The sequence below is a fragment of the Meridianimarinicoccus marinus genome (assembly GCF_040689105.1).
In the GTDB taxonomy this organism is placed as follows: Bacteria; Pseudomonadota; Alphaproteobacteria; order Rhodobacterales; family Rhodobacteraceae; genus Meridianimarinicoccus; species Meridianimarinicoccus marinus.
On sequence record NZ_JBFBVU010000003.1, the window covers coordinates 115816 to 132078 of the forward strand.

Annotated in this window: 21 protein-coding genes; 6 read left to right on the plus strand and 15 right to left on the minus strand. The window is 64.0% G+C overall.

The features are described 5' to 3' along the window. Window positions 1-2: 2 nt before the first annotated feature. The 3 genes from AB0T83_RS04030 to AB0T83_RS04040 are packed head-to-tail and all read right to left on the minus strand — an operon-like array spanning window position 3 to window position 3386. The gene (locus tag AB0T83_RS04030; RefSeq protein ID WP_366191760.1) at window positions 3-1652 is read right to left on the minus strand and encodes a Dyp-type peroxidase; all 1650 of its coding nucleotides are present in this window, start codon (window positions 1650-1652) and stop codon (window positions 3-5) included. 10 nt (window positions 1653-1662) lie between these two features. Further along, a complete protein-coding gene (locus tag AB0T83_RS04035; RefSeq protein ID WP_366191761.1) occupies window positions 1663-2706 on the minus strand; it encodes a hypothetical protein in 1044 nt (347 codons plus the stop codon). A gap of 11 nt (window positions 2707-2717) precedes the next feature. After that, window positions 2718-3386, minus strand: coding sequence for a hypothetical protein (locus AB0T83_RS04040; RefSeq protein ID WP_366191762.1), 669 nt, complete (start codon window positions 3384-3386; stop codon window positions 2718-2720). 212 nt (window positions 3387-3598) lie between these two features. Here AB0T83_RS04040 and AB0T83_RS04045 point away from each other — a divergent pair, with 212 nt between their 5' ends. The 5 genes from AB0T83_RS04045 to AB0T83_RS04065 are packed head-to-tail and all read left to right on the plus strand — an operon-like array spanning window position 3599 to window position 8601. After that, window positions 3599-4321 (plus strand): lysozyme family protein, encoded by a 723-nt coding sequence (locus AB0T83_RS04045; protein ID WP_366191763.1) that lies wholly within the window; start codon window positions 3599-3601, stop codon window positions 4319-4321. Further along, window positions 4321-6414: a flagellar biosynthesis protein FlhA gene (gene flhA / locus AB0T83_RS04050; RefSeq protein WP_366191764.1), complete on the plus strand. Its 2094-nt coding sequence runs from the start codon at window positions 4321-4323 to the stop codon at window positions 6412-6414. Before AB0T83_RS04045 ends, flhA begins: the two co-directional genes overlap by 1 nt. Further along, window positions 6411-7190 carry a flagellar biosynthetic protein FliR gene (locus AB0T83_RS04055; protein WP_366191765.1) on the plus strand — a complete coding sequence of 260 codons (780 nt, stop codon included), beginning with the start codon at window positions 6411-6413 and terminating at the stop codon, window positions 7188-7190. The genes flhA and AB0T83_RS04055 overlap by 4 nt, the downstream gene beginning before the upstream one ends. Continuing rightward, complete coding sequence (gene flhB, locus AB0T83_RS04060) at window positions 7187-8272, plus strand: flagellar type III secretion system protein FlhB (RefSeq protein WP_366191766.1); 1086 nt, start codon at window positions 7187-7189, stop codon at window positions 8270-8272. The genes AB0T83_RS04055 and flhB overlap by 4 nt, the downstream gene beginning before the upstream one ends. Beyond that, the gene (locus tag AB0T83_RS04065; RefSeq protein WP_366191767.1) at window positions 8269-8601 is read left to right on the plus strand and encodes a hypothetical protein; all 333 of its coding nucleotides are present in this window, start codon (window positions 8269-8271) and stop codon (window positions 8599-8601) included. Before flhB ends, AB0T83_RS04065 begins: the two co-directional genes overlap by 4 nt. 2 nt (window positions 8602-8603) lie before the next feature. On the opposite strand, the gene AB0T83_RS04070 is transcribed toward AB0T83_RS04065, so the two are convergent. Genes AB0T83_RS04070 through AB0T83_RS04110 form a run of 9 tightly spaced genes read right to left on the minus strand, consistent with a single transcriptional unit; the run spans window position 8604 to window position 13183 of the window. After that, window positions 8604-9101 carry a flagellar basal body-associated FliL family protein gene (locus AB0T83_RS04070; protein ID WP_366191768.1) on the minus strand — a complete coding sequence of 166 codons (498 nt, stop codon included), beginning with the start codon at window positions 9099-9101 and terminating at the stop codon, window positions 8604-8606. A gap of 8 nt (window positions 9102-9109) precedes the next feature. Beyond that, window positions 9110-9835 (minus strand): flagellar basal body L-ring protein FlgH, encoded by a 726-nt coding sequence (flgH, locus tag AB0T83_RS04075; protein ID WP_366191769.1) that lies wholly within the window; start codon window positions 9833-9835, stop codon window positions 9110-9112. Window positions 9836-9849: 14 nt separating this feature from the next. Beyond that, window positions 9850-10275, minus strand: coding sequence for a flagellar basal body P-ring formation chaperone FlgA (gene flgA / locus AB0T83_RS04080; RefSeq protein ID WP_366191770.1), 426 nt, complete (start codon window positions 10273-10275; stop codon window positions 9850-9852). A 5-nt stretch (window positions 10276-10280) separates the two neighbouring features. Continuing rightward, the gene (gene flgG / locus AB0T83_RS04085; RefSeq protein WP_366191771.1) at window positions 10281-11066 is read right to left on the minus strand and encodes a flagellar basal-body rod protein FlgG; all 786 of its coding nucleotides are present in this window, start codon (window positions 11064-11066) and stop codon (window positions 10281-10283) included. A 13-nt stretch (window positions 11067-11079) separates the two neighbouring features. Then, complete coding sequence (locus AB0T83_RS04090) at window positions 11080-11796, minus strand: flagellar hook-basal body complex protein (protein ID WP_366191772.1); 717 nt, start codon at window positions 11794-11796, stop codon at window positions 11080-11082. Window position 11797: 1 nt separating this feature from the next. After that, window positions 11798-12064, minus strand: coding sequence for a flagellar biosynthetic protein FliQ (locus tag AB0T83_RS04095; RefSeq protein ID WP_366191773.1), 267 nt, complete (start codon window positions 12062-12064; stop codon window positions 11798-11800). Between the two features lies 1 nt (window position 12065). Beyond that, on the minus strand, window positions 12066-12356 hold the full coding sequence (gene fliE, locus AB0T83_RS04100) for a flagellar hook-basal body complex protein FliE (protein ID WP_366191774.1): 291 nt from the start codon (window positions 12354-12356) through the stop codon (window positions 12066-12068). Window positions 12357-12367: 11 nt separating this feature from the next. Further along, window positions 12368-12754, minus strand: coding sequence for a flagellar basal body rod protein FlgC (gene flgC / locus AB0T83_RS04105; protein ID WP_366191775.1), 387 nt, complete (start codon window positions 12752-12754; stop codon window positions 12368-12370). Window positions 12755-12760: 6 nt separating this feature from the next. Further along, entirely contained in the window at window positions 12761-13183 is a 423-nt protein-coding gene (locus AB0T83_RS04110; RefSeq protein ID WP_366191776.1) for a flagellar basal body protein, read from the minus strand. 56 nt (window positions 13184-13239) lie between these two features. On the opposite strand from AB0T83_RS04110, the gene AB0T83_RS04115 reads away from it, so the two are divergent. After that, entirely contained in the window at window positions 13240-14559 is a 1320-nt protein-coding gene (locus tag AB0T83_RS04115; RefSeq protein ID WP_366191777.1) for a FliI/YscN family ATPase, read from the plus strand. Window positions 14560-14568: 9 nt separating this feature from the next. Here AB0T83_RS04115 and AB0T83_RS04120 read toward each other — a convergent pair whose 3' ends face one another. Genes AB0T83_RS04120 through flaF form a run of 3 tightly spaced genes read right to left on the minus strand, consistent with a single transcriptional unit; the run spans window position 14569 to window position 16201 of the window. Continuing rightward, window positions 14569-15402, minus strand: coding sequence for a DUF1217 domain-containing protein (locus AB0T83_RS04120; RefSeq protein WP_366191778.1), 834 nt, complete (start codon window positions 15400-15402; stop codon window positions 14569-14571). Beyond that, on the minus strand, window positions 15399-15806 hold the full coding sequence (flbT, locus tag AB0T83_RS04125) for a flagellar biosynthesis repressor FlbT (protein WP_366191779.1): 408 nt from the start codon (window positions 15804-15806) through the stop codon (window positions 15399-15401). The genes AB0T83_RS04120 and flbT overlap by 4 nt, the downstream gene beginning before the upstream one ends. Continuing rightward, window positions 15803-16201, minus strand: a complete 399-nt coding sequence (gene flaF, locus AB0T83_RS04130) for a flagellar biosynthesis regulator FlaF (RefSeq protein WP_366191780.1) — start codon at window positions 16199-16201, stop codon at window positions 15803-15805. The genes flbT and flaF overlap by 4 nt, the downstream gene beginning before the upstream one ends. Window positions 16202-16263 lie beyond the last annotated feature (62 nt).

Consider the following 16263-nt stretch of genomic DNA (forward strand, 5'->3'; position numbering starts at 1 on the left):
CCTCAGGTCGGATCGACGATGCCAAGCGCCATCATGTGCAGCGCCGTCAGCGACGGGATGAAGAAATAGTCGCCGCCGCGCGTTTCCACGAAGGTCTTGAGCTTGCTCATATAATAGGGCGGCTTGCCGCTGGCGGGATCGGACGGGATGCTGTGCCGCTTGTGAATGTCGTGGCTGCCCAGCAGCGGGCAGGTGTTGTTGCCCTGGTTGAAGTCCAGCCCGTATTGAATCCACTGCTGTTGCACGAATTCGAACTGCCGGAAGATCGACGCGCCAATCGCCATGAAGGCGACGCCCTGCTCGGTCTCGTCGGTCATCCCGCCGGGATGGTCCGGGCCATAGGGCAGACCCCGCCGCAGGATGCGCCGGCGCTTGTTGAGCTGGGTGGTGGCCTTGGGGTTCTTGCTGCCCGGCGTGTTCAGCGGATCAAGGTAGTCGCGTGTGTTCACCCGCCGCAGGTGCGCCCCGTTGGGACATTTGAACCCTTCCAGGTCGTCGGCGTAGCGGAAGTTCGACACTTCCGTGGACGATAGATAGGCCCGCATGGCGCCAAGCGCCTTCAGCGGATCGGGATCCTCGAACCCCTTTTCCTTTCGGAAAGCCCGCCAGGCGTCATAGGTCGGCACGCGCGCCAGCGGCACGCCGTCGGACCAGCGCCCGACCATCTTGGCGATCAGGGTCTCGCGCGCCTCGTCTTCACCCACGCCCATGGTCGCGGCATAGGTCTTGGCCTCTTCGCCCACCACTTCGGCGAAGGTCGAGACGTTCTCGTGCAGCTTGCGGTACACCATGAAGGTGCCGTTGTGCATGAAGTTCGGTGGCTGTGCCGTGGGCGGCAGTTCCTGGCTTTCGTCGGGATGGCCGAGGATGAATTCGCCGGTGGCCAGCGGTTGCCAGCCGTCCTTTTCATTCATCCACTTGCCGCGTCCGATGACGGCGACCTTTTCCTTGTCCTCCGGATACTGGCCTTCGAACACCGGATCGCCGATGCCGTCGGTGATCCCGAAATGCTCTTTCGGGGTGGGGATCTTCTTGTCGCCCAGCGTGTCGAACACGGCCGAGGCCGCCTGGTATTCCTCACCGCCGTTCTGACCGTTGGTTTTCATGATCCAGACCTTCTGGTCCAGGTCATCGCACAGCCCACGCAGCCAGTCGGTCTGTTCTTCCAGTTCGGGCACCGGTGTATCGGTCCCCGGTTCGGCCAGTTGCGCGTTCATCGAGATCCAGATGTGTACGTCGTTCTTGCCGCCGACGCCCCGCATCCGGTTGTCGCGCCAGATCGGATCCCATTTGGCGCACCAGTTGCCGGCGTCTTCCTCGGTCTTGGTCACGTCGCGGTCGCCCAGAATGAAGGCCCGCGCCTTCATGCCGTCGATGAACGCCTCGGGCATGCCCTGCAGGGTGCGCGTCGGCAGCCCCATCAGATAGAGCCCGGTGAAGGTGAACCCGATGTTGAAGGTGACCGGCGGCTTCGTGCCCTCGGTCCAGCGCGTCGCGGTGGTGACCCGCCGGCGCGCGGCATCGACGAACTTCCGGCCTGCCTCGGGGGTTTCGATGTGCAGGAAGAAGTAGCGCGCAAAGGGGAAGGAAAAGCGCCCGTAGGCACGGGTGACGTTGCCCTGGATGTCGTCCAGATTAAGAATGCGAGTCATCTTGGCCCCCTTATCCCTCTATCACGCCGCCGGCGGCGTTGATGGAAATCACGCCGGGCGCCTGGCTGGGCGCCATCTTGTTGCCGGGGCGATGCTGTTTCAGGAAGTCATCGAAATCGGCGTGCAGCGTGTCGGCATCCCGGCCCTGCTGGTCGATGACGAAATTCGCGAAATGCTGTTGCAGGTACAGCGATTTCAGCACCGATGGCAGATCGCCGTATTTGGCCGGCGGCATCGGTTTCTGCCCGTTGGCCAGCACGTAGCGGTACAGCCCGTAGACCACACCGGCGGTCACAACCGCGCCCCAGAAGAAGCTGCCCCAGGCGCCCCACCCGGTCAGCCAGCCCAGCAGGAACATCTTCTCCATGCCGAAGATGCCGCCGATCAGCCCCAGCAAAGCGACCACCGCGGGGACCGCCGCCGCAACCAGCATCGGCTTGGTGGGCAGGTTGCTCAACGCGGGCTGCGAGATCCAGTAGTCGTTGAAGGGCATGGTGGTGTCGATCTGGCATTTGGCCATATAGGCCGCAAAGCTGGCCGCGGAATCCACCCCGTCAAAGCCAGTGCAGTTGCCGTAGATCAGGCGCAGTTCCGGCTCCATCGTGGTCCAGAGCTTGCGCAGATAGGCGTCGCGCGCCCGCGCCTGCTGGGCCGCGTCCAGCGTTTCGGGCAGGGATTCGCCTTCGTCCATCACCGCGTCGACATCGGCGCAGAACACCAGGTAGGCGCAGTTCAGGCGATCCACGCGTTGCGGGTTGATCGGATCCCTGCCCTGCAGAGACTCGCAAATCGCGTCTACCGGGTTGCGGCCGTTATAGACCGCGTCCTCCAGCACGAACATCCGGCACAGATGGGTCATGCGGTTGCGCGCGAAGGGGCTGTTTTCCCCGATCTTCTGCGTGGCCGGCGATTGCAGCGCCGTGGGCAACAGCCCCAGCGTCGCCCGGACAAGCTGTTCGTGGGAAACGATGGCGCCCGTGGGATCGCTGGTGGAGCCCTGCTTGATTGGCGACAGGAATGTCAGGAACAGGTGGCCAGTGTCGAATGTCGGCATCGGACCCCTCCTTACGTGCGCTGGCTGTCGAACAGGGTCGACAGCTTGTGAACAAAGGGCGCGCGGTTGGTGTCCGCACGTTCGGTATCAATCGAGGCGACGGGGCCAAGACCGGGATCGCCCAGGCATCCCTGCACCTTCAGAAGCTGCGCCTTGTAGGTCTTGGCGAATTCCTCGGGCGTCTGGCGGGCATGGGCGTCGGCCAGATCCTCGATCGCCTGATAGACCCGCATGGCGCATTTCACGTCGCGCTGCGCCGATCCGGGCGTGGCGTTGTAATAGTAGTCGTTGAAGACCTGATTATAGGTGATGTAATTCTTGAACGAAGTCACCGGGATCGACTGCGGATACTTGGTGGCCGAATACCAGAACAGGTTCAGACCGTTGGGAATCCCGTCAGAGAACGCGTCGATGTACTGGTCCCATGTGCCGTTGAAGTTCGAACAGAACAGAACATAATCGTTCTGGAGATCCTGCTTGCCCTGCCCCAGATCCGGCCACTGATCGCGCTTGATGATGATCCAGCGCGCGAAATGGATCAGCGACAGGCCCAGAAGCCCGCTCAGCACCTTCGGCACCCCGCGTGCCACCATGAAGATCAACCGGTTGAGCCAGGTGACCCGCGGTTTGCTCGGCGTCACCACGTTCATTGCATAGGCCTTGCCAGCAATGTTCGACATCGTCCCCCCTTCGGCCTGTTCGTCGGCCTTCGCATGACTATGGGGAAACTATACGCCCGCAGGTGGATCCCACGAAGCCTTTTCCCCGTCGCATTTTCGCTGAGTCGTGAATTCCACACCGAATCCGGGCGTCAGGCGGGCGAGATAACGAATTCTCAAGCCTCGGCTGTCACATGCTTGTCGGGTCGGCATGAACTGCGGCGGAGTGTGGCGTGAAACGCAAGTTAACCAGTTTGATTCTTTTGGTGATGTGCATCGGTTCGGCCCATGCGGCAGCAGCGCGCCGGGCCGATGCGCCTCCGCCGGACCTGTGCGAACGCGCTGCGCACAAGGCCGCGCGCGCCACCGGGGTGCCGGTCCAGGTGCTGCTGGCGATCTCGCTGACCGAAACCGGGCGCAAGCAGGCCGGCAATTTCGGTCCCTGGCCCTGGACATTGAACATCGCGGGCGAGGGGTTTTTCTTCGATGCCCCCGAGGCCGCCCTGGCCCGGGCCGAACGCAGCCTGCACAACGGACAGCCCAGTTTCGATGTCGGCTGTTTCCAGGTGAACTATCGCTGGCACGGCGATGCCTTCGCCTCACTGTCTGAGATGCTGGAGCCGGATCGTAATGCTCTCTACGCCGCGCAGTTTCTGGCCACGCTCTATGCCGAAAGCGGCGACTGGACGGTGGCAGCGGGGCATTATCATTCCCGCACCAAGATGCACGCCGACCGCTATCGCAAGATCTTCACCCGTCATCTGGCGCGTCTTGGTCCAATGGATCCACAGACCCCCTTGCCTGCCAGTGACGAGATGATCGCGCGCGTCAACCGCTTTCCCCTGCTGCAAGCGGGGGCGCCCGCCGCGACCATGGGATCGCTGGTGCCCGACGTGGCGGTGGTGCGCGGCGGGTTGTTCGCCGATCGCACCGCCCGCGCGTTGTGGAGCCGCTGATGCCGAAGATCGACGCCCATACCCTGTTTCAGCCCACGATCCTGATGGCGCTGGCCCTGATGGCGATCATCGTGATGATGATCCTGCCGATGCCGGCCTGGGTGCTGGACATCGGGCTGGCGGGCTCGTTCTCACTGGCGATCCTGATTTTTACCGTCACCCTGTTCATCGAGAAACCGCTGGATTTCTCGGCCTTTCCGACGATCCTGCTGGCCTCGCTGATGCTGCGGCTGTCGCTGAACGTGTCTTCGACCAAGCTCATCATCGGTCAGGGCCATTCCGGCACCCATGCCGCCGGCGGGGTCATAAACGGCTTTGCCAGTTTCATCATGGGCGGCAGCGTGTTCCTGGGTGTCGTGGTCTTCTGCGTGCTGCTGATCGTCAATTTCATGGTCATCACCAAGGGTGCCGCCCGCATGGCCGAGGTCGGCGCCCGCTTCGCGCTGGACGGGATGCCGGGCAAGCAACTGGCCATCGACAGCGATATCGCCGCGGGTTCCATCTCGCACGAGGAAGCCAAGGAACGCCGCGCCCGCGAACAGGCGGAAACGACCTTCTTCGGCTCGCTCGACGGGGCATCGAAATTCGTCAAGGGCGATGCTGTCGCCGGGCTGCTCATCACCCTTCTGAACATGGTGATGGGGCTGGTCATGGGGACGGTGATCCATGGCATGGCATTCAGCGAGGCCGCCAAGACCTATGCCATCCTGACCGTCGGCGATGGCCTTGTGACGCAGATCCCGGCCGTCATCATCTCCATCGCCTCGGCCTTGCTGCTGGCCCGCGGCGGCACCACCGGCACCACCGATCTGGCCATTTTTACTCAATTGGGCCGCTATCCGGCGGCGCTGGGAACCGTGGGGCTGCTGATGGCCCTGTTCGCGCTGGTGCCGGGCCTTCCCCTGGTCCCGTTCTTGCTGGGCGCGCTCGGCCTTGGCGCCGCAGCCTATTACGCTTGGAAAGAGGATCAGCGCGCCGCCCAGCGCGCCACCGCGCAGGAGCTGGCCTCGGCGGCGGAAACCGCGCCCAAGACCTCCATCGGCGACCTGCTGGACCTCGATGACATCCACGTGGAATTCGCTCCGGATCTGGTGCCGATGATTCTTGACCCTGCCACCGGTCTGGAGGCGCGGATCACCTCGATGCGGATGCATGTCGCCGAGACCTTTGGCCTGTTGTTGCCCGAGATCCGCCTGACCGACAGCGGCGCCCTGCCCGAAGGCTCCTATGCCATCCGCATCCAGGGGGTGGAACGGGTGCGCGACCGCCTGGCCAGCGACCGGGTTCTCGCCTTGTTGCCCGACGGAGACCCACCCGACATCCCCGGTCGTGACGTGAAAGAACCTGTCTATGGCGCCCCGGCCCGCTGGATCGACCCCGCCGACCGCGATCGCATGGCGATCGAAGGTGCGACAGTGGTCTCGGCGCCCGAGGTTCTGGCCACCCACCTGCTGGAGGTCATCAAGGCCAACCTCGCGCAGTTGATGACCCAGAAGGCGCTGCGCCGCCTGCTCGACGAGATGACCCGGCTCAGCGATCCGGAACGGGCCGAGGCGAACCGTCGCCTGCTGGACGAGTTGATCCCCGACAAGGTTCCGCAGGAATTGCTGCTGGCGGTGCTGCGGCTGCTGCTAGAGGAACGCGTCTCGATCCGCAACCTGCCGCTGATCCTTGATGCCATCACCGAAGCCCGCCCCCTGCACGGCATGCCCGAAGCGGTCTGCGAACATGTGCGCCAGCGACTGGGGTTCCAGTTGGTGGCCGAGTACCGCCGCGAAGATGGCACGCTGCCGGTCCTGCAGCTGGCGCCGGAATGGGAAGACGCCTTCCAGCGCTACCAGATCGAAACCGACCGCCCGCTGCCCGAAGTGGCGCTACCGGCCGAAGAATTCAACCGGCTGTCAATGGCCATCGCCGACCGCTATGCCCGCAGCAGCGGGGATGCGACGCTGCCCGCCCTGGTCACCTCGACCCGGCGCCGGCGGTTCCTGAAAACCGTGGTTGCGGCCCGTGGCTTGCGCCTGCCCGTGCTGTCGTTCGAGGAACTGGGGGTCGACGCGCGCCCCGCCATCCTGGGCGTGGTGCCCGCGTGAACGACATCCTTCAGGCCATGGCCGGCCTCGGCGGCCCATGGCTGTGGAGCGGCTGGGCGGTTTTCCTGCGCGTAGGCTCCGCCATGATGTTCCTGCCGGCCTTCGGAGAGCAGACGGTTCCGGTGCGCCTGCGGCTGGCGACAGCAGGCGCGTTCACGGTCATCATCGTCCCGATCGTCAGTCCCGACCTGTCCTTGCCCGCCGTCGGACTGCCCGGCCTTCTGCACCTGACGCTGACCGAAACCCTGTCCGGCCTCACCCTGGGGTTCTCGATCCGCGCTCTGGTCTGGGCGCTGCATGTGGCCGGAACCATGGCCGCGCAGGCCACTTCGCTGTCGCAACTGCTGGGGGGCGGAGGGATAGACCCGCAACCGGCCATGGCGCGGCTGCTGACCCTTGGCGGACTGGCCCTGGCCGCCACGGCAGGCCTGCACCTGCGGATCACCGAAGCGCTGGTCCGCTCCTATGACACCCTGCCCGCCGGAACGGTGCCCCTGGCGGCGGACCTGTCGCGATTCGCGGTGGCGCGGGTGGCCGAGCTTTTTGGCACGGCGTTTTCCTTTGCCGCGCCCTTCCTGATCGCCTCGCTGATCTACAACCTCGCTTTGGGGGTCATCAACCGTGCCATGCCGCAACTGATGGTCGCCTTCGTCGGCGCCCCGGCCATTACGGCGGGGGGTCTGGGCCTGCTCCTGCTGACAGCGCCCCGGCTGCTGGACGTCTGGCTCCGCCTGCTCAACCTGCGCCTCGCTGCCCCCTTCGAGGTGCTGCCGTGAGCGATCAGGACTCCCCCGGCGACAAGCCATATGACCCATCCCCGAAGAAGCTGGACGATGCCCGCAAGAAGGGAGAAATCCCGCGCTCTGCCGATCTGCTGACGGCGGCGTCCTACGCAGGATCCCTGCTGGCGCTGACCCTCCTCGGGCCGTGGATCGCCACCAATGGCGGCACCGTGCTGATGGTCCTGCTGGATCGCGCCGACAGCCTGTCGGCGCAGTTGTTGTCAGACGGCGGCCAGGCCCTTGCCGGTGGCCTGATGGCGCGCTTCGGGCTGGCGGTGGCACCACTGTTCCTGCTGCCCGCAGCGCTGGTGTTGACCACCACGTTTGCCCTGCGCAGCTTTCTGGTCACACCGTCGAAACTGACGCCAAAACTGAACCGGATCTCGCCGCTGGCGTCGATGAAGAACAAGTTCGGCCGCAGCGGGCTGTTCGAATTCACCAAGAGCTTCGTGAAACTGCTGGTGATCTCGGCCCTGCTTGGCCTCTACCTGTCCTCTCGGCTGGAGACGATGATTACCACGCTGTACCTCGGCCCCCGGCCCGTCACTGTTGAAATGGCGCGCATGGCGCTGGAATTCCTGGCCGTGGTTCTGGCCGTCACGGTAACGATCGGCGGGCTGGACTACCTGTGGCAGCGGGCCGAACACCTGCGCAAGCACCGGATGTCGCACAAGGAAATGACCGACGAGGCCAAGCAGACCGAAGGCGATCCGCAGATGAAGCAGCAGCGGCGCCAGAAGGGCTATGACATCGCCACCAACCGGATGATGGCTGAGGTGCCCAAGGCGGATGTGGTGATCGTCAACCCGCAGCACTATGCCGTGGCGCTGCAATGGGATCGGACCAACCGCGGCGCGCCGGTCTGTGTGGCCAAGGGTGTGGACGAGGTCGCCGCCCGTATCCGCGAAACCGCGCGCGGCGCCGGCGTGCCCTTGCACCGCGATCCCCCGACCGCGCGCGCCCTGCATGCCACAACCGAAATCGGACAGGAAATCGCACCGGATCACTACAAAGCCGTCGCGGCGGCCATCCGTTTTGCCGACCGGATGCGCAAATTGCGGCGCAAGACGACATGACCGACCCCAAGCTGGATCAATTGGTGACGCTCGCACGGCTGCGCAAACTGCACGAGGATACGAAGATGGCTCGGCTCACGGCCCGGCGCAGCCAGATCGAGGCGGAAATCGCTGGCCTGCGAACCTCCTGTCCGGAGCCCCTGAAGCTGGATGAGTTCGTGTTCTCCGGCGGATGGGAGCGGGCGCGGTTGTGGCGCGATGCCCAGCTTCTGGCGCGAAACTCCGATCTCGCCAGCCTGCGCGCCGAAATCGCGGAGCAAATGCCCGCGTCCAACCGCGCCACCGCAAGGTTCGAAATTGCCCGGGAGTTGAAAAAGCGGACGCCCTGATCTCAGACCTTCTGCTTGACCAGATCGATGATCAGAACGTCCTGCACGATGGGGCCCGCGGTTTTCTGGCCGATCTCGCGCAGCGCCATGCGCAACCCGTCCAGCCCGGCACTGCTCAGGAAGTTGCCTTCGAAGCCGCCGGCATTGGCATGGTCGAACAGCACGCGCAGGAAGGCATCGCGCAACTTCGGCTCCCGGTTATAGATGGTCTCCTTGGATCCTTCCGAGACCTCGACGCTCAGCGACAGGACTACCATCGCCGAGATCCCGTCACCCTCGATGAGCGGGACGATGAACTGGTTGGCGAATTTGACATATTCCGTGGGCAGCGCGGCGACCTCGTCGTGCCCCTTTGGGTCGTCGCAATCCGACGTCTCCTCCGGGCAGGCATCAGCCGCATTGGATTCGGATGGCGACAGGGCAGCCCTGGCGAAATAGCCGGTGGCCAGACCGCCCCCAAGCGCGGTCAGGGCCAGGATCACGGGGATGAGTTTACGCATGACGCCCCCTAGAACGGCAGGATGATGTCGGCGATCTGCTGACCGTAGCGTGGCTGCTGCACATCCATGATCTGGCCGCGGCCGCCGTAGGAAATCCGCGCCGAGGCGATCTTGTCGTAGGTGATCTGGTTGCTGCGGGAAATATCCTCGGGGCGCACATAGCCGGTCACCAGAAGTTCACGCAGCTCGTAGTTTACCCGGACTTCCTGGGAGCCCTGGATGCGCAACACACCGTTGGGCAGGACATCCGTGATCGTGGCGGCCACCTTCAATTCAAGCTTCTCCTTGCGGCGCACCGATCCGTCGCCATCCGATTCGCTGCCGGATTTCACCGACACCGCGTCGGCCATGCTGGCGCCTTCGGGCAGGTTCTTGTCGATCCGCTGCGGCAGGCCGAGGAACTGCGGCACCTTCATGGACTCCCCCGCCGACCGGGACCGGGAGGTCGAATTGGAGATCTCGGCTTTCTCGTCGAACTCGATCACCACGGTCAGGATATCGCCCTGCTCGCTGGCCCGCAGATCGCCCAGAAGCGAGTTCCGCGCCCCGCTCCACAGCGACGCCTGGTCCACGGCCCGCTGTTTTTCCAGGGTCCGGGGCAGGCCCTGGACCGACATGGCCAGATGCTCGCGCCCGGTGTCGGTCGGACTGAAATCGGGTCGCTTGCCCACGTGATCCAGGCGCGCGCAGGCGCCCAGACTGCCGAGGATCATCAAGAGTGCGATGCTGCGCATGGGGATCTCCTTCGCTAGTTGCCGCGCGGGGCCACGGTGACGCTGCCGTCGGGCATGACGGTGCCGGTCACGGTGTTGCGGGATTCAAGGTTCATGACGCGGATGCGGGCCCCAATCCCGCCGCGCTCCAGCGCGCGCGCCTCGGTGGCGATGACAAGGCCGGAATAGATGTAGTTCAGGGGCACGATCTGGTTGCGCGCCACCACCGCCGCCGGTTGCAGGTCCGACGCCCGGATCGGCCGCCCTTCGTAGATATTGACCCGCGTTTCCATACCGATGGCCTGAGAGGCTTCGCGCAGGGCGCCAGGCTGATCCGGTCCGTACATCAGATCCATCTCGCTGATCACGGTCTGGCCGCGCAAGGTCCGGGCGGCGACCAGCGTGTCGGCGAGAGTGGGACTGGCCACGGCCAGCAAGGTAATCGGCAGAAGCGCACGCATCCCGATCACCGGATCTGCGAGGTTGTGGACATCATCTGATCCGACGCGGTGATGACTTTCGCGTTCAACTCGTAGGCGCGCTGTGCCTCGATCAGCTCTGTCACCTCGCGCACGGCGTCGACCGTGGAATTCTCAAGGTAGCCCTGGCGCAGGGTGCCCAGCCCGTCGGTGCCGGGATCGCTCACGGTGGCGGGTCCAGAAGCCTCGGTTTCCTGGAACAGGTTGCCGCCCAAGGCCTCCAGCCCGCGCGGATTTGTGAAGCCCGCCAGCGTGAACTGTCCCAGGACCTGCGCGTCCACCTGATCGGTGAAATAGGCGTAGACCTCGCCATCGGCGTTGATCGAGATCGAACGGGCGTCATCGGGGATCGTGATGTCCGGCACCACCGGATAGCCATCGGCGGTCACGATCTGCCCTTCAGCTGACCGTCGCAACCCGCCGTCACGGGTGTAGGCCGCACCGCCGTCCGGCAGGGTGATTTCCAGATAGCCGCTGCCCTCGATGGCAATGTCCAGATCTCCGTTGGTCTGGGTCAGCGCACCTTGCTCCAGATGTACCGAGACCGCCGTCGGCGTCACGCCAAGGCCCAGCTGGATGCCGGTGGGCAGGACCGTACCGTCCGACGAGCTGATCGCGCCGGGGCGTTGCATCTGCTGGTAATGCAGATCCGAGAACTCGGCCCGGCGCGTGTTGTAGGCCGTGGTGCTCATGTTGGCGAGGTTGTTCGAGATCACCTCGACCCGCATCTGCTGGGCGGTCATGCCGGTGGCGGCGATTTTCAGGGCGCGCATGGGGGGGTACTCCTTAACTCGACAAGGTGCGGATGACATTGCGGATGCGGTCATCTTCGGCATTCAGAAAGTTCCGGCCGGTTTCATAGGCCCGCTGCACTTCGATCAGGCGCGAGATTTCAAGCACCGGATCGACATTGGACTGCTCAAGATAGCCCTGGGCCATTCGCGGCTCGGGCTGTTCGACAATGTCGCCATCGACCGAGAACCGGGAGCCGGCCGCGCGGTTCATCTTCACCGGATCATCGGGCACAAACAGCCCGATCTCGCCCAGCGGGGCACCGTCGACACTGAGGCTGCCATCGGGCGCGATGTGCACGGTCTTCACCCCATCGGGGATGAACACGGCCGCGCGCCCGGAATCCAGAAGCCGGGCACCGTCCGGGGCGACCAATTCCCCAGCAGCGTTTGGTGCGAAGCTTCCGCTCCGGGTCAACTGCTCTCCGTCGGGCGTGTCGACAAGGAAGTAACCTTCGCCTTCGATCGCCAGATCGAACTGCCCGCCGGTCTGGACCAGCTGGCCCTGGCTGCGGTCGGTGAGCCGGGCGCGGGCGGCGGCCATTGACAGGCCTTCGCCGGTGTCTCCGACCCGCTCCACGTATTCGGAGAAGATCAGGGCTTCGCGTTGGAATCCCACGGTCGAGACATTGGCCACATTGTGGGCGAGCGTGTGCAATTCGCTGCGCAACCCGGTCTGGCGGGTCAGTGTGGCATAGGCGGCGTTGTCCATGTCAGGCTCCGGCGATGAGAGGGATCAGGGCGTTGCGAAAGAAATCCTGAAGCGTCTCGGTCATGAAACTCATGCTCACCCAGAACACGAGCAGGATGGCGAGCAGCTTGGGCACAAAGGTCAGGGTCATTTCCTGGATCGAGGTCAGCGCCTGGAACAGCCCCACCGCAACGCCAGCCAGCAGCGCCACCGTGAGGATGGGCAGCGAGATCGTGACGGCCACCAGCAGCCCCTGTCGCAACGTGTCGTAGAAAAGACCTTCGGTCATGTCAGATCGGCATCCGCAGGATTTCCTGGTAGGCCGCCACCACCTTGTCGCGCACCGCCACGGCGGTTTCGACGGCAAGCTGGGTCTGGGCCAGCGCTTCCACGAGGTTCTGGGCATCGGCGCTGCCGGTCAGGGTCTGCTGTGCGGCGGTTTCCGCCTGGGCCATCTGATCGGCAAAACTCCCGATGGCCTGCGCGGCCAGCGCTTCGCCCGAGCCCTGAAGCGCATCGGGTCGTGTGGCCGGGCGCGCCTTGGCATATGCCTCTGTGGCAATTGTTGAAATGGGAACCATTCTGGATCTCCTTATCTCCGCAGAAGATCGAGCAGGGCGCCCGACATTTTCCGCGTCTGGTCAAACATCTTGAGGTTGGCCTCGTAGCTGCGCTGCGCTTCGCGCGAATCCGCAATTTCGAGAATCGAGTTCACGTTGGAGCCCTGGTAGTGGCCAGTGCCATCGGCCATCGGATGGGTCGGATCGTGGATCAGGGAGAGCTCGGCGGGATCAAGCTGCACCCGGCCGGTTCTGACTTCGCCGCGGGAGTCGGCTGCTGCTGCATGAAACGGGATGGATTTGCGGCGATAGCCCGGCGTGTCCGCGTTGGCGATGTTTTCGGCCACATGGCGCAACCGTTTGGCCTGCGCCCGCATGCCACTGGCCGCAATCGAGAAACTGTCCAGAAAATCACCCATGGCCGCCTACCCCGCCCGTCCGAGCACAGTGCGCAGCAGCGTCATCCCGCCGCGATAGGCCGCCAGCGCCAGATCGTGATCCTGCTTCACGCGCGCGGCTTCCAGCATCTCGGTTTCCAGGGATACCGTGTTGCCGTTCGGGGCCGCGTCGCCATCCCGCGCTTCGGTGCGGAACGCGGTCCGATTGAAATCGGCCGGAGCGGCCTGATGTCCGGGACGGCTTTGCGCCATGGCCAGCCGGGCAGGGGTGGAGCGTCCCTGGATCGAGAACGGCTCCAGCGCCGCGGCCTTGTAGCCGGGGGTGTCTGCATTCGCCACGTTCCGGGCGATCATGGCCTGCTGCATTCCCGCATGCGAGGCCTTGTTGGACGCAAGGTTAAACAAGTCTAAACCATTGAACATCGGGACTTCTTCCTCGATCAGCTTCAACCTTGGATTAACTGCGATTCGTTTAGAAAGGGTTGTGGAACAAAAAGAGAACTGAAATGCGCGTTGCCATGATGACCGCCCTGAACGACTCGATCGATCGGCTGAAGACCACCTATGACATCGGCATCGTCCGCGAGGTTTCGCCTGCGCGGCTGCGGGTTTCGGGGCTGCGTCGGGTCGCGGCCCAAGGCGATGTCGTCGAGGTTTCGGGCGGGGGCGGGCTGCGTCTGCTCGGCGATGTCGAGGCAATGGCCGGCGGGTTTCTCGATGTCGTTCCACGCGGCCTGACCAAGGGGATCTGCGAAGGTGACCGGGTGCTACACCTGGGCCGGGATGTCTTTGCACCCGATGACAGCTGGATCGGGCGCGTTCTGGACCCCTTTGGCCAAGCCCTGGACCAACGGCCCGTCCGGCAGGGCGCTCAGGAGCGCGCCATTCGGGCCACCCCTCCGGCCGCCACCAGCCGTCGTGGCTTCGGGCCAAGGCTGGAAACCGGCCACGCGGTCTTCAACACGTTTCTGCCGCTGGCCAAGGGTCAGCGTATCGGCCTGTTTGCCGGATCCGGGGTCGGAAAATCGACGCTTCTGGCGGATCTGGCGCGGCAAGTCGAAGCCGATCTTGTCGTCGTCGCGCTGATTGGGGAGCGCGGTCGCGAGCTCAACCACTTCGTGGACCATGCGCTGGGGAACGATGGGCTGAAGCGGGCGGTTGTCTTTGCGGCAACGGCGGATCAACCGGCGTCGGCGCGCCAGCGTTGCGCGCATGCGGCCATGACCACCGCCGAGTTCTTCCGGGACCAGGGCCGTCATGTCCTTCTGTTGGTGGACTCGGTGACGCGCCTCGCCGAGGCGCATCGTGATATCGCGCTGTCGCGCGGGGCGACGCCCGGTCTGGATGGCTTTCCCCCCTCTGTGGTTCAGGAAATCTCGCAATTGGCCGAACGTGCAGGCCCGGGGGCAGGCGATGCCGGCGATATCACCGCCATCATGAGCGTCCTCGTGGCCGGCTCAAACATGGACGGGCTGATCGCGGATACATTGCGCGGGGTTCTGGACGGTCACGTCGTGCTGGATCGCGGCATTGCCGAACGTGGTCGCTTTCCGGCCGTGAATGTCCTGCGGTCAGTGTCCCGATCCTTGCCGGATTGCGCGTCAGACTCAGAAAATGCTGTCATGGCCGAGGCGCGAAGGGCCTTGAGCCAATACAGCGATTCCGAGTTGATGATCCGCTCGGGGCTCTACGAAAGCGGTCACGACAAGGAGATCGACCGGGCGATACGGCTATGGCCTTTGCTGGACGACTTCGTGGGCCAGGGGACCGGCATGACGACCGCCGACGACTTCAGGATGCTGGAGAGAATCCTGGCAACGGCGTGAGGCCAAAGCTCATCCTGACCCCAATACCTGCAGGATCTGTGCGGCAGAAGCGCGCCCGCTGGCGTTGGAGAGAAGGGTCAGGGCCGGGGATGAGGCTATCGCTGTGCCATTGGCCTCTCCAACCAGCAGAAACCGTGTTCGCAGGTCGTCCAGCCGGTTGGCATCGGAGAAGTCTCCCAGTACCGAGGAGCCAAATACCTGTTCCGCACGAGACTTGAACAGATCCAATTGCCGATCGACGTCCATCCGACCGAGACTGGAAGGCAAGTTCAGCGCCGTTTCAAACACACGCCGCAGCGGCGGCGATCCCATCAGCGAAAACCACCGGGCATCATTTCCCTTTGCGCGATCAAGGACAGACCCCAATTCCCTCTCCAGTCCGAGCGCCAGCCTGAGATCCGCGTTTTTTTCGCCAATGGCAGTTTCAAAGCCCTGCTGACGGAAAGCATCCAGGATTTCGTCGGCAAACCCCGGAATTTGGGTCCTTGGGCGGCCCAGATTGCCAAATCCAAAGGCGTCGGCCAGCGCGGCGTAGCGCGGATCACTCAAGCGGTTGGCGAGGCTGTCGCGTGCCAGCGTGCCGCCCTCCAGAACTTTCTGAATGAAAAAGACGTTGTCCACGTCGTCGCCAAGTCCGAAGGCTTGCAGGGCAACCGAGCGAAGCGCGCGATCCTGGACCAGATCGGCAGCAGTCTGCACCTCAGAGATCTTGTGACGAAAGCGCGCCTCGGCGCGTTGCAGTGCCGGGTCGGCCTGTTGCAGGGCTTGTTGGCGATCCATGGTCCGTTGCAGAAACCGCCAGCCGCCCAGGCCGCCATGAGGGAGGATGGGTTGGAAGGTCACGGCGCGGCTTGCAGTTGCAGCAGTTGCGCTTCACGGGGAAGCACCCCACGCAGCAGCTTCAGGACCCGGTAGAAATTCCCATCTTTGACCGAAGCCAACGCCAGCTGAAGATTTTCTTGACTGTCGCGATCCTGCAGCACGGCAAGCAACTGGGTAATCCCGGTTTGCAATTGGCGGGTTGCTTCGGCCTCTTCCGCATCCCCGGACAGAACCAGTTGCGCCACATAGCACACCCGTCGCACCGGCGTGTTGACCTCATGGGGATGAATGGCGTCCTTGAGCCTGAGAATGTTGGCATGCGGCGTGATGATGTTGAGCCGACTGCGCCGATCACCATTCTCGATGACGGCGCCGTTGATCAGGATCCGTTCCCGCGGTCCCAGCTTCAGGACAAGTCCGGTCATGTCGGGGTCTCCTCCTGGCGCAGGCCTTTCATCATGGCGGTGTTGATGTCGATCAGGGCATCGATGTCGGCCTGTCCCTTGAGCGCGCGGCGGGAGTGCACGGTCGTGAATTCGGCAAGATAGAAAATTTGGGCCCGCAACTGGCTTGGCAGTTCGTTTGCCGCATCGGCAACGCTGGCGGCAAAAAAGTTCCACATTGTGCGGTTTTCATGGAGGGCGCTGGCCAGCAAGGACAGGTTATTGTCTTTGCCATCTCGGGCCTTGCGAAGTTGGCGTGTGACACGCGCGAAGGCTTCGTATTCGGTGGTGCGGGGTGTGCGAAGAGGGGTAGTGACCGGGTTGTAGGCCGTTCGGGCCATATTCAATGCGTTCACGTCAAATCCTTCCGATGACATGGAATCTCGGGCCGGCATTCAGCCGGGTGTGGATATCGGTGGCGCCCCGTCAGCGCCACCGA

Coding starts and splice junctions, on each gene's coding strand:
- AB0T83_RS04030 (WP_366191760.1), bottom strand. CDS start 1,652: ATGACTCGCATTCTTAATCTGGACGACATCCAGGGCAACGTCACCCGT.
- AB0T83_RS04035 (WP_366191761.1), bottom strand. CDS start 2,706: ATGCCGACATTCGACACTGGCCACCTGTTCCTGACATTCCTGTCGCCA.
- AB0T83_RS04040 (WP_366191762.1), bottom strand. CDS start 3,386: ATGTCGAACATTGCTGGCAAGGCCTATGCAATGAACGTGGTGACGCCG.
- flhA (WP_366191764.1), top strand. CDS start 4,321: ATGCCGAAGATCGACGCCCATACCCTGTTTCAGCCCACGATCCTGATG.
- AB0T83_RS04065 (WP_366191767.1), top strand. CDS start 8,269: ATGACCGACCCCAAGCTGGATCAATTGGTGACGCTCGCACGGCTGCGC.
- AB0T83_RS04070 (WP_366191768.1), bottom strand. CDS start 9,101: ATGCGTAAACTCATCCCCGTGATCCTGGCCCTGACCGCGCTTGGGGGC.
- flgH (WP_366191769.1), bottom strand. CDS start 9,835: ATGCGCAGCATCGCACTCTTGATGATCCTCGGCAGTCTGGGCGCCTGC.
- flgA (WP_366191770.1), bottom strand. CDS start 10,275: ATGCGTGCGCTTCTGCCGATTACCTTGCTGGCCGTGGCCAGTCCCACT.
- flgG (WP_366191771.1), bottom strand. CDS start 11,066: ATGCGCGCCCTGAAAATCGCCGCCACCGGCATGACCGCCCAGCAGATG.
- AB0T83_RS04090 (WP_366191772.1), bottom strand. CDS start 11,796: ATGGACAACGCCGCCTATGCCACACTGACCCGCCAGACCGGGTTGCGC.
- AB0T83_RS04095 (WP_366191773.1), bottom strand. CDS start 12,064: ATGACCGAAGGTCTTTTCTACGACACGTTGCGACAGGGGCTGCTGGTG.
- fliE (WP_366191774.1), bottom strand. CDS start 12,356: ATGGTTCCCATTTCAACAATTGCCACAGAGGCATATGCCAAGGCGCGC.
- flgC (WP_366191775.1), bottom strand. CDS start 12,754: ATGGGTGATTTTCTGGACAGTTTCTCGATTGCGGCCAGTGGCATGCGG.
- AB0T83_RS04115 (WP_366191777.1), top strand. CDS start 13,240: ATGCGCGTTGCCATGATGACCGCCCTGAACGACTCGATCGATCGGCTG.
- flbT (WP_366191779.1), bottom strand. CDS start 15,806: ATGACCGGACTTGTCCTGAAGCTGGGACCGCGGGAACGGATCCTGATC.
- flaF (WP_366191780.1), bottom strand. CDS start 16,201: ATGTCATCGGAAGGATTTGACGTGAACGCATTGAATATGGCCCGAACG.